This window comes from Arthrobacter sp. cf158, from assembly GCF_900106835.1.
In the GTDB taxonomy this organism is placed as follows: Bacteria; Actinomycetota; Actinomycetes; order Actinomycetales; family Micrococcaceae; genus Arthrobacter.
Map to the genome: position 1 here is coordinate 124,796 of NZ_FNNR01000005.1, position 13,852 is coordinate 138,647.

Consider the following 13,852-nt stretch of genomic DNA (forward strand, 5'->3'; position numbering starts at 1 on the left):
CAGCAGCGGTTAGGACTGCAGCAATGACCCGCCGCCCTGGCTGATAGCGGGAACGGAAAGAGCCGCCGAGCGCCCGAGGAGTCGCCGGCGAAGGGGCCGCGGGAGCAGTCGATGTCTTCGCGCCGACCGTAGAGGTCCGTGGTTGAGGCCGTGGGGATCCTGCCCCCGTGGCCGCCGTACTGGGTTTCGATACAAGCGGCCGTGCTGGCCCCGGAGATCCTGCCCCTGTGCCTGCCGTACTGGGTTTCGATGCAGGTGGCCGCGAGGTCGCCACCGTAGAACGAGCCGAAGTCCCGCTTGATCGGGCCCTTCTCAGACTGCCCTTATCGAAGACCCGCAGGCGGATAGTGCCGTCGCCTTTGAGAGCGTCATTGAGCTCTGACTCAGCGAGCGGTCCACCGTAGAGGCGGACTTCCGTCGCCTTGATCCCCGGTACGAGGCCCTGCGCATCCATAATCTGGTCGACCACCGCGATTGCTATTCCTGGCGCAGCGGTCCCCGCTGCGGACGTCGAGACTTGCAAAGGAATGTGGTCGGACGAGGGTGTAGGCCGGACCACCCAGTTCGATTTCGTTCCATCGAGAAGCGCCAGCGACAGGTAGCCCCCACCTGAGGAAACTTCGTTTCGGACTGCTGCCCAATCGAGCACACTCGACGCGTGTCCCGCTTCTACCGCGATATATACGTGGTGCCCATTCACAGCGCCCCCTCTTTGCTCTCGTGCAACATGCTGACCGTAACTGTTGACATCCGTCAAGCGAGCACAGCAATATTGCCGTACAACTCGCCGTCAGGCGTCACACAATGGGAGGCAGGCACGTGTCCACTGATACCCAGCTCGAGGCGCTCGAGGAAGACGCGAAGTACATCCTCCCCGTTTACGTAGCCGTGGATCACTCGTGGTCGATGTCCCCTGAGGAGAATAACGCGATCGATGCGGCCAACTCGCTGATCCCCACGATCATCCGCACTTGTATCAAGAACCCTCTTGCGGACGAGCGCGCTCGCTTCTGCGTCATAGGGTTTAACGACCGGGCTCAAGTGGTATCACCGCTCGCACGGGGGGCAAATCTGGCTCAGCACACATTCGAAGCTTCCAACGGAACGAGCTTCTCCGAGGTATTTAAGCTCCTTAGGGCGCAGCTGGAAGATGATTATTCATCGCTCAAGGCCGACGGATACAAGGTTTACCGTCCCGCTGTGTTCTTCATTACGGACGGGGAGCCCAATGACGATCCGACGGCTGCATTCGCCGAGCTGACCGATTCAAGCTTCAGCCGTCGTCCCAACCTGTCGGTCTTCGGCCTCGGTCACAAAGTCCCCCGCGAGGTTGTCGAGACCTACACAGCAGGCCAAGGTCGGGCCTTCATTACTGCTGATGGATCCGATGCTTCTGAAGCTCTCGCTGGCTTCATCGAGATCCTCATGCAGAGCATCGTCAGCAGCACGGCCAAGGTGAGCGGCGCTGACGCCTCCGAGGCCGATGACGGCTTCAAATGGGATGATGACGCGATCGCAGACGAGGATTTCCTTCTCGAAATCGAGTCGTAAATTGCGCTGGTTCCCGGCGAGGGGCTGGGTGCGATGCCCATCATGGAAGAAGTGGATCCAGAGCATGCAGAATCCTCAGACAGATGAAGAACCGCCCGGCGATCCCGAGTTCCCGATAGGGATTGGGGTAAGGCAGCCCCAACCAATTCGTTGGACCACAGCTAGTTCCGACTACCCACCGCCGGTGACAGCTGAAGTACCGCCCGGCGATCTCGAGTTCTCTGCACCGGTCCGGCAGCCCCCACCCGTTCGCGGGCCAGCAGCAAGTTCCGCCGACTCACCGGAAAGTGAGCCCCCGCCCTACCCGCCAGGTCCTCCGCTTCAGGCTGCGCCTGGCACCGGAGTCGGCGGCACGGTACCACTCTGCGATCAGGATGACGACATAGGAGAGAGGTCTCCTGCAGATGATCCCCTCCCGCTGGCCGCTGGTGCTGTTAATCGGCTCTTGCCCGATGGGCCGCCGCCATCATTGTCGACTGGGGCGGGAGAACCACGCTGGACACTCCCGGCCGCCCCGGACGACGTGAGCGTGCTCGAAGGCATCTACCGCGGCCGATCGCAGGTCGGGGACGCCGGCGCGATTCTTCGGATCGCCCCGTCAGTGAGGAGCAGACTTTCGGGGGCCCACGTACCCGATTCCACGGTTGACTCGGGAATCGTGAGTGACTCGGTGAGCGTCGGGGCGGTGAGCATCAAGGGAGCAAGCCACCACTTGTCAGGAACGCCGCGTCAGGACGCCTATGCTATCGGTTCTGATGATTCCTGGGTGGTGATCGCGGTCGCCGACGGGGTCTCAGGGGGCAAACTGTCCCACGTGGCCGCGACTGAGGCGGCAAGAGTCACTGTCACAGAGTCCCTTCGAGCTCTCGCCGCCATGCCTCCCGACCTCATTCACTGGCCGGAGGTCGGCAGGAAAGCAAAGGAAGCGGTCCGTGCGCTCGGGCAGCGCCGCGCGCAGCAGCAATTCGGTCCGACTGATTCCGCGCCCGAGATTTCCGACCGGACGATCGCGCAGATTATGTCGACTACCTGCGACTTGCTCGTTGTTCCAACTGCACGGAAGGACGGTTCGCTTCGCGTCTGGCGCATCCGGATCTCTGGTGATGGAAGCTTCTACGTCCTCGACCCGGTCCGGGGCTGGGGCCTCCTTGACGCCGGGAAAAATCCCACTTCGAGCACCGTCGATAACTCGGTGTCGGACGCGTTGCCGTTGGGCGGCGATAGCCCGGATGTCGACAGCTGGGAGCTGAGCCCAGGGCAGGCGATCATTCTTTGCACGGATGGCTTCGGCGACGTCATCGAAGAGGGGGCGCGCCCTGTGGGACGGTATCTCTTCGATGCCTGGAAAAATCCGCTGGATACCACCCAGTTGCTCTTCACATCCTCTTTCGTCAACACGAACGCGGACGACGACAGGACCGCAGCAATCGTTTGGGCAACTGCATGAGCCGCTCGCCAGCCGACGTCACTGTCCAGAAGTCGGCGCTGGGACCGATGGCCAAGCTCGGCAGGGGCGGTCAGGCCACAGTGTTCAAACTGTCCTCTCCGCCGCCGATTCCCGGTGCCGAAGGCCAGTACGTCTTCAAACGCTACAACTCGGCGATCCTTGAAGAGTCGGGGCATTCCCTCGCCGCAACGATGCCGCAGTTGGTCCTCCATCCGGACACCATGAGCGAGGACGACCAGAAGTTCGTCCGTCGCCATACCGTCTGGCCGCAAGGATTGGTCGTCGCGAACGGCACAGCCCAGGGCATCCTCATGAAGCTGATTCCGGATCCGTTCTTCTTCGATCTCGAGTTCAATGGGATCGGTCCGAGTGAAAGGACGCTTCTCGAGGTCCAGTACCTCATGGTGCCGGAAGCCAAGAAACGGGAGCGAGGCATTCCTTCGGCCACCGCCAAAGAACGTCTCTATCTCATCTTGGACGTCCTGAAAATTGTCGAATTCCTCCACGGGAATGGACTGGTGATCGGAGACTTCAGCCCGAAGAACCTTGTTGTCACCAACCCCGGCAAGGGCGTCGCGTCCAGTGGAAAGAAGTTCACGCCGAAGTTCCTAGACGTAGACGCATTCCGATTTGCGGGTGGCGTGCCCCCGATCCAGCAAATGCATACGCCGAACTGGTTCCCGCCAGAGGTCCGCGCAGCAGCTGTCCTCCGGGACCAGCTTTTTGCAGCGGGGGCCTCGCAAATTGAAATCAGCAAAGCGCGTGCGGCTGCGAACAGACAAACGACCAAGTCCGACATCTTCAAGATGGGGCTTCTCGCACTTCGACTGCTGCATATTCCGCATGACCCCAATGAGGATGACACGCAGAGTGTCTACGTCTCTGCAACTGCGACCTCGAACATCGAACGTTTGGTCGGTGCGAAACGCGCCCGCCTTCTCCGAAGCATGCTCGACACCGATCCTGCTAGCCGCCCAACCGCACATGACGTCCTTGCCGCTTTCTCCCGGAAGTAGGTTTCTGTGGCGCTTCCAACTCTGGCTTACTGGATCAAAAGGCTGACGCCGGAAGGCTACGCGGCTGCTGTCGGTCAGGGCCTGGCTGGCACTGTCAGAGGTGTCGAAGCCCATCTGACGAAGGTGGCGCGGTCACTCGACGTCTGTACGGTCGCGATCAGCTCGATTGTCGACGAGCGCGAAGCGATTGTTGACGCGTTCGCCTCCCGGTGGAACGTTGCGGTGCCCTCCATGCAGCAGATTGCAATGGCTCACCCTCCGACAGATCTTGTCGAGCGACTCAGGACTGGTCGCCAGCCCTGGTTCCAGTCCGGCAAGGATGGTCAGCGCCAGAGGGAAAGCATGTGGGTCAGCCAACGTTTGTTCGAGTTGGAGAAATCCCTTGTCACAGAACTTCAGGCGTTCGCGAATACCTGGAGCCGGAGCCGTCCGGCTCAAGTCCAGAGCCCTGCGACCCAGCCCCCCGCCCTTCTGCCGGGCATCGCGGACCGCCCGAATGGGCTGGATCGAGTGAACCCGGGAGAAGGGCCGCTCGTCCTCCAAATTGGTGAAGCGGTCTGGTCTCTGGACGTGGGGGTTCCACACCTGAGCGGCATGACTTCGTCGGGGCTGACAAGTCAGATCGTCGCTGCACTTCCGCCTGCCAAATCGTTCCCGGTGTTGATCGACTTCGTGCGCGACGGCGGATTTGCAACCGATCACCGAAGCACCGTCGAATCTGCGGTTGTACGCCTTCTGGCGCTGTTGCCGGCGGCCCAGTTGAAGGTCCGCCTGTTCGACCCGGTGAGGGTCGGCGCTTCGCTCAAGTTCCTCAGCGATTTGGGTGATCTCACTCGATCCGCGGTGGCCGATGTGCGTGTAGTGGCCGCTGATTTGGAACCCCTGTTGGACGATCTGACACGTCATGTGGCGCTGGTGACGCAGCAGTACCTGGGTTCCCGGCACGGCTCCCTGGCCGAGTACAACCGGGCGGCGGGCGAAGTCGCCGAGGCCTATCACCTTCTCGTTCTGATGGACTTCCCGGCGGGCCGGGTCGATGACGAAGTGCTGCGCAAGCTCGAAACGCTCGTCAGGGCGGGGCCCACATGTGGGGTGTTCACGCTTATCCTCTCGGCCGAGCCGGGCCGCTACTCGTTCGGGCTCCCGGTGCTGCAGAACGCGGTCTGGGTATCCTCAGACCAAATGGTGAGAGGGATGCGCGGAGCTCTCCCTGCACTGGGTAGTCAATCAGGCCAAGTCACAATTGACGGCATCCGATCCAAGGACTGGCGTCGCTACCTCTCTCTTCGGCCCAAGGTCCTCTGGTCTGGGTCAGCCTGGTCCTCCTCGGCTGCGCCGGAAGTAAAGCGCCTGGTCGTCCGGCTGGACCGTGACGTCAGAGGAGCCAAACCTCGGAGCATCACCCCTGCCGCCGCAGCGAAGCGTCTACAGTCGATGCCCGGCCGCGGCCGGGACGCCAACCCGGACGACCCTTCGACCTGGTGGCGGAAGAGGGCCATCCACGGGGTCGAAGCCAACGTCGGCGTGACAGGCGATCGCGATGTCGCCACCGTTGTCCTCGAATCAGCGGGGAGCGAGCCCGGTCTCATCATCGGCGGTCAGCCCGGCACCGGAAAGTCTGTCCTGCTCCACGCACTCATCTGCGACCTAGCCCGGAACTATTCGCCTCAGGATCTCGAACTTTATCTGCTGGATCCCAAGCAGGGGGTGGAGTTCACGGTTTACGCAACCGGTAAGCTGCCCCACGCCAAGGTCATCACCGTGAAGGCACCACCAGCGTCGACGATCCTCGTTCTCGAAGACCTGATGGACCAGATCGCGGCGCGAGGAGAACTTTTCCGCAACACTCGAACAGCGAGCGGAGCCAATCCCGACAAGCTCGATGACTACCTCGCAGCCCCCGGGGCCCGTCCAATACCACGAATTGTCGCCGTGATCGACGAGTTTCAGGCGCTCCTGAATACCGGGGACGACGAGACCTCGATGCGCGCAGCAGGGCTCCTCGACCGCACAATCCGCGAAGGACGCGCATTCGGTATCCACCTTGTACTTGCGACACAGAGCCTCCAGGGGATCAGCCACCTGCCCTCAGCGGTGACAAACATGATCGGCTCCAAGGTAGTTCTTCGCGTCAGCGAGGATGACTCGCGTATCTTCCTTGGCCCACAAGATCTCGATGCCGCAAGGCTCGGTAAAGGCAGCGGGAAAGCAATCCTCAAACGACCCGGCATCCGCAAAAGAGAAATTCAAGTCACCAATGAGACTAAGGATTCAGCACATACGACAGTGAAGTCACTCGCGGCAAAGGTTCGCAATACTCAACGGCCGACGGTGCTCGACTTCTCGCGCATGCGCCCCCCGACCAGACTGAGCTCGAAGGCGGATAGCAACGTCGGCCTGCAGCTACTCGTCGCCCGCGGAATGGGTGTCACAGAGTCAGTGAACGCACGCCTGCCCGTCAACGATGATGGACATCTCCTCGTGGTGGCCGGCCCGGGCCGAGGGACTACGCCGGGCCCGAACCTCGGCATACTGTCCGCGATGCTGGCTACCTGCGTTGTTGCGAGGGTTCCCTTCGATGTGGTCGACTTCGGGGACATGCAGACAGGGTTCGACATAGCGCTGGGACAGATTCAGCGGACAGTCTCGGGTCCCCAGCGAAGGTTTGCGAGAAGAAACCTGTTCGAGCTTTACCTCGATGAAGCCCTAACCCTTGCCCGGCAGGGCGGCCCGAAGGCGTCGACTCGGAAGGTTTTGTTCCTTGTGAACGCCCATCGGAACCGTGAGCTTGTCGATGGAGGGGACATCGCCTATAAGCTCAGTGAGTTGCTTTCTGTTGCCGCCACCGGAAGGGTCCACGTGGTGCTGCACAGCGATACCGGGACCGCGGCTTCGCGGATTCTGTCCAACGCCGACCTTTTGCCTCAGTTCGGGGCTCGCCTGTTTACACGGCTGGATTCCGACAGCAGCTACCAACTGCTCGGCTCAAACGAAGCCGAGCGACTTGTCGGCGACGAACTCCTACTGTGGGAGCAGACAGGGGAGAAGACAAAAGCAGTGCCATTCGCGCCGTTCGACGCGAAGACCTGGGCGCGGATTGCCCGATGAGCAGGCTCGTCGTCGATCCCCAAACCCTCAGAGCCCTGCAGCTGGCGCTCAAATCGACCTTAGATAGAGTGCAGGCCGAGCACAGTGCCACCTCGAACGCAGCGAGACGGACACTGGACACAGTCGATGCCGCAGTAAAGTTGCGCCAGGCCAGGGTGCAGCAGTGCCAAACCGCTCTTGCAGCCTGCAGGAATTCCGAACGCGAGGACTGTTCCATTGAGGCGGCGGCCCTAGCCGAAGCGCAACGCCATCTTGCCGCCGCACTGAATGCCCGGAGGCTCGTTTCTCAAGCCACTGCTGACTATGAGTTGCAAGCTCGCGCATCACTGAAGCGGCTAGAGAGTTTACAAGCACAGGGGCACCGTTACCTCACCTTCAAGCTGGACAAAGTGGCCGCTGTCAATGCTGGAGGGCCAGGCGGTACAGGTTCTGTGTCCGTTCCAGGCAGCATAACCGTTGGTTTAGTACCTCCGGCAGGACTTGGAATCCACTCGCTTCCGGGCCTCCCCGCCGGCTTTGTGATGGTTCCGGTCGATCAGATCGATCAGACCGAAAACCCAATCAGCGGTCCCCAGGACTTCGGCAAGGGCTACTCCATCGAAGATCTCGACTACGCCTTCGACCTCCTCTCGAGTCAGGTGTTGCCGGGGCTCGCGAACGGTTCGAGCCCGTCGTCCTTCGCCGTGACCGACAAGGCCAACGGCAGCTACGGGACAAGGTCACTCTCCGACACCTACAGCGGGTTTTTCGGCGGCGACGCAATCAGGCTTGAGCGTCGCCCAGACGGGACCTACGCGATCACTAACGGCCGGCATCGGGTCTATGTCGCAAGCCGCTTTGGACGGGAGTATGTGCCCGCAAAAATAGTCGGAGGTCTCCCTTGAGAGTCGTCGGCCATCAATCCAACAATCTCCGTTACATCGGGGAACACCTCAAGTTGACGTCCGAGCAGACCCGCCCCACCTTCACCGACGAGTCGCGCCCTCAGTTCGACCATCGCGTGATCGACCCGATGCGTATTGAGATCCGAAATCTCTCTGTCCGAGTATCCGAGCTGGACGTGGCTCTCGAGAATGCGCTCCGCTTATTGGAGTAGCCGGCCTCCACCTCGACAGCTCCGAGCCGGACGCCCAATAAAACATCAAGTCCTATGTCCGCTTCTTATAAGAATTCATATCCTCTCATCGTTGGAGCCGATGATTTCACATTTCGATCCGGCGGTAGCTGTGTCCCAGCTCTAGGACACCGCCAATCTTAATGACGCTCCAAATTCTGCCCGCCTCATCAAGGCCTAACCGTCCATCCAATTGCAGGCCGCAGTCTTCCTAAACTCCACCGAGTCGGGCACTCCGGGCCGGTCGGCAGCCACCAAGCGCCTCGTGCCTCATTTCGCTTGCCTTTCACTCAGGTTGTTCCACCCCTAGCCGCGGTTGATGCTCTCAAGCTGTTGCGCCACTGAGTTCAGACGCTTCTCGAATTCGCCGAGTCCGACCTTGGCGGCGTTCACCTTCTGCCTGGCGTCACGCAGAAGGTCATCGATCTTGCTCTTATTCGGTACGTCGAAGCGCATCGAGTTGTACGCACTCTCCACAGCACGTAGGTCCGACTCAATCGACTTTTGTGCGCTTCGAGCTTTGGCGGCCGCACTCCGGAGCTCGGTCGGCTTGCCACTTACCATCAGGTTCTCCCTCGTTCAGTCATATCGTCCGGAACGCCTCTCAAGATCCACCCTTCCTCGGCTGTTTCCGGAGGCGGAACTTGACCGCCAACGAGTAGCCTTCCTCTAAGCGGCGGTATTCCTGGTAAAGCCCGGAGATCTCGATGCTTTTGTCGACGTCGGCAGAAGCCACCTGCTGTGCGCAGGTCATCACATCACCACCGGATATGAGCCCTTCGATCCGTGCTATCAGCGCCATTGCCTGAAGCGTTTTGGTGAAATCGACTTCCCGTACGTCGTCTGTCAGGTGCGTCTGCTGGGTCAGGCCGAAACTCAGCATGGACGCCTCCGATGCCGCTGTCGTGAGCAGGTAACGCCGCCGAAAGTCGACATCATTTCGGAGCTGGTCGGGAAGGGCCCCAGCGCTGGTGACCGTGCCGCCGGCATTCCACGTCACATCCACGTTCCACCACACGCCGTCAAGATGGACTGCGTTCCAGGCATGGTTCAAGGACTGGCTCATCACTGATTTCGTTCTTATACCCACTCGTCGCGCGGAGGCCTCGAAGAGCGCCGCGTAGTCCATGCAGACTCCCAGCCCACGCCGCAGCGTCTCCTGTGGGGACTGAAGGACGAGCGGAGACACAGAACGGGCTCGATCGTGGTCGTATCGGACCCTTTTCAAGATGGCATCGTTAATCCGGCAGACAGCCGTCCATTCCGTCTGGCCCACCCCTTCCGGCCGCGTGGCGAGCGGGACTTGCACGACACGGACGCCGTCGAGAAGCAGCGTCTTGGTCCTCGGTTTTGAGTCGTCCCGAGAAAGGTCCTGGGTGCGAGTCGTCTGCAACCGTACTACCTCCGCTCAAGCGCTCGCTCACAGCTAGGGATCGCCTTGTCCAGAAATCGTACAGCGGATCCGGTGTTTAGATCATTGCGTTACCGAATCGAGATCAAGATCCCTCATCCCAGCCACGACGTGACGCCACTCTTCAGGCAAATTCGCTACGGACACGGGTTCGTTCTCCAGCGCGGAGGCGAGGTCTGAAAGAAGTCGCTGCTCGCCTGTGCGCCGGTGGAATGGAACGAACGTCCGCGCCAGTGCGGCACGTTGACCCCGGGGGAGTCGTCTCGGAGCCGCCACGATCTTTGTGGCGAGCCCCTGAAGGTCCAGTTGTCCAGCATCGACCAATCGCATGACAGCTGCTTCGAGGTGTTGCCTGTCCATAGCCTGGACGGGCCACATCTCCGGCTCGCCCGGCCATTCTTCGACGGCGATGTCGAAAGCAGCAGACCGTGCTGCAGCAGAAAGCTTGGTGTCAACCCCGGACGCTTCGATCTCGGGGGCCACCCGCTGATACTCGGATACGGCCCGGGCCGGTCCACGAGCGCCACGAGGCCGATGCGGTCGAGTTCGGTGCGGCAACGCTCGTCTTCGCCCGTCCTCGGGTCATCGAGGAGCTCCTCAAGGATCGCCGCTGCCTGGGACGCGTCGCCCCCGTGGGCCAACCAAGACGCCTGAACACGGCCCGCGTGGCACAACTGCGCCCACAGCTCCTTCCGCGCTAAACGCTTCGCTTCCGCTTGCTGCAAGTCCTCCACCGCAGCCGCGATGTGTTGAACGGCCTGCTGAAAGCAGGCCTCCTCGCCGAGCGCTCGGGCGAGTTGAAGCCGTGCCTGGACGGTCAAGTCTGCCTCATCTGAGCGGATCGCCAGCTCCAGCGCTTTCGCATAGTGCTGCCGGGCTTCTGCGAACTCGCCCTGCTCTACCAAATTCAACGCCGCATGCATCCCGCCTCGATCGCCTCTCGAGAGGCGGCCCCGATCAGATCGTCTAAGTCACGTATGGTTGCCTTCATCATGCGCTGTGCCCGTTGTCGCTCCCGGGTGCTACCCATCCAGACAGCCAGTGCCCGGTAGTTCTCGAGCGTCGATCTACCCCGGAGTCCCTCTGCCTCCGCACGTCGCAGCAATGCTTCCTGAAACCAGGCACGGGCGACCTCCGGTTCTCCGGATTCGCCGCGGCGGACTGCCTCAGCGTCTCCCAGGGCTAGGTCCTCGACACCAGGCGACGCGACTTCCACATCTGTAAGAGTCTCCCAGGAGTCCACAACGGACCGAATTAGATCGCTGACTGAACCCCAGCCCTGTGGTCGAAGGTGGACACGCAATAGGGGGTCGGCGATGTCGTACCAGCTTCGTCTTCGATCTGCGCCGGCCGGAGCAGGGATATTCATGACCCAACCGTCAGCGTGCAGCCTTGCGATCGCGCTGGCAGCCGCCTGATTCCGCACCTCGACGGCTTCAGCTATCTCCTGAACGGTTCGCGGCGCGCCCCCCCCGGGCGATCTCCAGCAGGACGCGTTGCTCGCTCGGTGCGACCCGCAGCAGGAGCGCGCTGTAGTGCGCCTTCATCAGAGCACGAAGATCGCCCTCTGCCCGGACTAGCAGGTTCTGATCCCCTGCAGCCAAGTGCGGCCCTGTGAGCGCCCAAAATAATTGGTTCCCGAGAAAAGCGAGTTCAACCTGCCTCGACATGCGCAAGAGACCAGGGCCTATGGAGGGCGCGAGAAACCCGATGCTGGAGAGCGCGCTCAACGGCTATCTGCACACCTTCGGCCACGGTGCCCACCGGTGAGGTCTGCAGGACCTCGAACGAGGGAGCGAACTCGTCCGGAAGCACACCAAGGATAGCGGTGCCAACTACAAGAGGCCCATCCGGGGCGACCGGAAGTTCAGAGAAGGCCGGGCGGTCAGCAGCGCGGATCTGGCGAACGAGCTGATCCAAGCCCTCCACGATGATCACCAAGGGGGAGCGCTCGTTCGCGTCCCCAAGTGGCTGGACTTTGCCATCCGCCGCCGGCTGACCGTCCGAAACCGACACAGCAGCGTCGACTGCGGCGAGGAAGTCGTCGAACGAGGAAATCCCCAGAGGACCCTGCTCCAGACGGGCAACCCGGCTCCCGCTGGCAGCAGCTGCGAGGGCCGCGGTGCCCACTGCTCTCGACTTTCCGGTACCGAAGCCACCGGTGACGAAGGTGTGGTTCTTGAAGCGCCCCTCGATGAAGCCGGTGACGGTTCCCACGAGGCGGTCGTCCAGAAGTGCTTCGACCGAGGACCGGCGGCCTTCGGATTCGAAATCGACGGGTAAGCCTGACAGAGATCTTCCTGGCATCATCCCTCCAGCCGTTCACCAAGGTAACTCCACACGGCGGTGCAGTATAGCCCTTCTCGCGCGCTTCTAGTGGAAGACTATCGGGAGAATCAGCGAGAAGACGTCTGATTCGAGTTGGAGACGGTCGAAGCTGCCCTCCTGACACCGCCGACGCCGTCGCGGCGGCCATGGTCGTCACGCGCTTGAAACCGAGGAGGTTCCCGACTCGGAATCGCCGGCTGAAGCACAGCGAAGCCACGACAAACTTGGTCGAATCTCGCAACCGCCCGCGCCAGCTTCACAGCCGGCCGATGTCGTTCGATGACCGAAAAGCTACGAGTTCGGAGCTTCGTATGAGTACGGAAACGAGCCCCCGACGCGACTGGACATGCAGTCAGTTCTGCCTCGGTTTCCCGGAACCGGATCACTTGAGGGCCCAATGTGTTGACCCCCTCCGGTCCCTTCACCACGAGGGTCCGCGCTATGGTCCTGCCCAGTTGATCCAGTTCCTGGTTGAGTCGCCGCAATTCTGCCTGCTCGAATTTGGAGCGCTTCATCACTTCAGGGTTCCTGTGTCAGCGCTCCTCTCCGGGAAAGGGCCAGCGACAAATCCGCACCCGATGACTGGGCACACGGACTGACGACCTACCGTGTGATGATCCCGGCAAAGCTCCGCTTTGCGGGTGTCGAACGCACTCGCCGAGTCTCCGTCCGGATGCCTGCATTTGGTTCACTTGGTAACCTGTTCCGGCGCTGTCCGTCATGTGCAAGACAAAGCACAAAGCCGCCGGCTGGGCCGACGGCTTTGCAAGGTCTATGCGGTGTAGTTACCTGTTATATCGACACAGAGGCTGTTTCCAAACCTGTAGTCGAGATACCTGCGCCGATGCATCTGGTGAACAGCCACCCCGGGCGAAATGCCAATTTCAGCCGCTTTTCGCTTTATCTCATGATCACGAGTCAAGCCACGGAACTCGTCTATACCCGACGTTCCGAAAAGCACGTCAAGGGCGAAGCTGTTCGCAGCCTTTTCGGCGGCGGAGTTCCGCTTTTTCTCTGTGCTGTATTCCAGATGCATCTCGCCCCTGGGGTCGTTGAGGACGTGACCTAACTCATGGAAGAGCGTCCAGATGACGAAGCCGTCCTTACCCCATCGACCTGTCTGTTGGATAACCGGAACGCGTTTGTCGATCCAACGAGTCATTCCCAAGAGGGGAAAATTCTTGGGAGATTCCACTACCAGAAATAGAACCCCGACCTCAGCCAGCATGTCGGCAATGTCCCGAAGCATTGTCGCGTCGGGGCGGGAAGCCCGCTCGCGCAAATTCGGCAATGCGAGACGAAGTTGGCTGGCGTCGTATGTAAAACGGCGCCCAAGTTCGAATGCTTCGGTCAATTCTGCCGCGCGTAGCCAAGTGGTTAGCAGCGTCTGGTTGATCGTGGAGCCTGCCTCCTTGAGTGCAGCCAGTGCGTAGTCGCCCTGGGACGCGGACTCATGAAGGTGCGTATAGGCCTCCCAGGTTCCACAGCGGTGAAATGCTAGAAAGTCCGACACCAGTTGTCCGGGAGATCTAAGCGTCGCGGTTGTGATCCCCAGGGACCGCAGGTAAGTCGTTGCATTAGCGTCGATTTTCTCGGCGTGTTTTGCGAGGTCTTCCTGGTCTGCCAAGCGTGCGAGATCCGCGCGATACGCTGATTCGTAGCGAAGCCATGATCCAGCCGGGATGCCCACAACTCTTTCCAGCCTGATGGCGGTTTCATGGGTGATGGGCGCGCGTCCATTGACGATCTCGTTTACTTGTTTTCGGCTACATCCCAAGAGGTCGGCAACGTGTTGCTGGGACAATCCCTGGTCTTCAATCCATTCCTCCAGGTATTCGCCCGGAGCAACGGCGTAGTTGGTCGCGGTCATGGCTTCT

10 protein-coding genes are annotated in these 13,852 nt (G+C 61.1%); 5 read left to right on the plus strand and 5 right to left on the minus strand.

Annotated features, from left to right (window positions below; genetic code table 11):
* The first annotated feature begins 819 nt into the window (after positions 1 to 819).
* The 5 genes from BLW08_RS11650 to BLW08_RS11670 all read left to right on the plus strand — a co-directional run bounded on the left by BLW08_RS11650 (position 820) and on the right by BLW08_RS11670 (position 8,006).
* Positions 820 to 1,551, plus strand: a complete 732-nt coding sequence (locus BLW08_RS11650; protein WP_175538663.1) for a vWA domain-containing protein — start codon at positions 820 to 822, stop codon at positions 1,549 to 1,551.
* Positions 1,552 to 2,209: 658 nt separating this feature from the next.
* The gene (locus BLW08_RS23855) at positions 2,210 to 2,998 is read left to right on the plus strand and encodes a protein phosphatase 2C domain-containing protein (protein ID WP_175538664.1); all 789 of its coding nucleotides are present in this window, start codon (positions 2,210 to 2,212) and stop codon (positions 2,996 to 2,998) included.
* Positions 2,999 to 3,045: 47 nt separating this feature from the next.
* Complete coding sequence (locus BLW08_RS11660; RefSeq protein WP_139244881.1) at positions 3,046 to 4,014, plus strand: protein kinase family protein; 969 nt, start codon at positions 3,046 to 3,048, stop codon at positions 4,012 to 4,014.
* A gap of 6 nt (positions 4,015 to 4,020) precedes the next feature.
* Entirely contained in the window at positions 4,021 to 7,122 is a 3,102-nt protein-coding gene (locus BLW08_RS11665) for an FtsK/SpoIIIE domain-containing protein (RefSeq protein WP_091325178.1), read from the plus strand.
* Positions 7,119 to 8,006, plus strand: a complete 888-nt coding sequence (locus BLW08_RS11670; protein ID WP_091325180.1) for a hypothetical protein — start codon at positions 7,119 to 7,121, stop codon at positions 8,004 to 8,006. The genes BLW08_RS11665 and BLW08_RS11670 overlap by 4 nt, the downstream gene beginning before the upstream one ends.
* A gap of 536 nt (positions 8,007 to 8,542) precedes the next feature.
* Here BLW08_RS11670 and BLW08_RS11680 read toward each other — a convergent pair.
* The 5 genes from BLW08_RS11680 to BLW08_RS11710 all read right to left on the minus strand — a co-directional run bounded on the left by BLW08_RS11680 (position 8,543) and on the right by BLW08_RS11710 (position 13,845).
* A complete protein-coding gene (locus tag BLW08_RS11680; RefSeq protein WP_091325182.1) occupies positions 8,543 to 8,800 on the minus strand; it encodes a hypothetical protein in 258 nt (85 codons plus the stop codon).
* 40 nt (positions 8,801 to 8,840) lie between these two features.
* Positions 8,841 to 9,545 (minus strand): transglutaminase domain-containing protein, encoded by a 705-nt coding sequence (locus tag BLW08_RS11685; protein ID WP_368086881.1) that lies wholly within the window; start codon positions 9,543 to 9,545, stop codon positions 8,841 to 8,843.
* A 165-nt stretch (positions 9,546 to 9,710) separates the two neighbouring features.
* Positions 9,711 to 10,130, minus strand: coding sequence for a hypothetical protein (locus BLW08_RS23645; protein ID WP_139244882.1), 420 nt, complete (start codon positions 10,128 to 10,130; stop codon positions 9,711 to 9,713).
* Between the two features lie 1,170 nt (positions 10,131 to 11,300).
* A complete protein-coding gene (locus BLW08_RS11705) occupies positions 11,301 to 11,954 on the minus strand; it encodes a hypothetical protein (RefSeq protein WP_091325189.1) in 654 nt (217 codons plus the stop codon).
* A gap of 793 nt (positions 11,955 to 12,747) precedes the next feature.
* Entirely contained in the window at positions 12,748 to 13,845 is a 1,098-nt protein-coding gene (locus BLW08_RS11710; protein WP_091325191.1) for a HigA family addiction module antitoxin, read from the minus strand.
* Positions 13,846 to 13,852: the final 7 nt, after the last annotated feature.

Bases quoted from the DNA above. Each gene is read 5' to 3' on its own strand.
- BLW08_RS11660 (WP_139244881.1), top strand. From the start codon at position 3,046: ATGGCCAAGCTCGGCAGGGGCGGTCAGGCCACAGTGTTCAAACTGTCC.
- BLW08_RS11670 (WP_091325180.1), top strand. From the start codon at position 7,119: ATGAGCAGGCTCGTCGTCGATCCCCAAACCCTCAGAGCCCTGCAGCTG.
- BLW08_RS11680 (WP_091325182.1), bottom strand. From the start codon at position 8,800: ATGGTAAGTGGCAAGCCGACCGAGCTCCGGAGTGCGGCCGCCAAAGCT.
- BLW08_RS11705 (WP_091325189.1), bottom strand. From the start codon at position 11,954: ATGCCAGGAAGATCTCTGTCAGGCTTACCCGTCGATTTCGAATCCGAA.
- BLW08_RS11710 (WP_091325191.1), bottom strand. From the start codon at position 13,845: ATGACCGCGACCAACTACGCCGTTGCTCCGGGCGAATACCTGGAGGAA.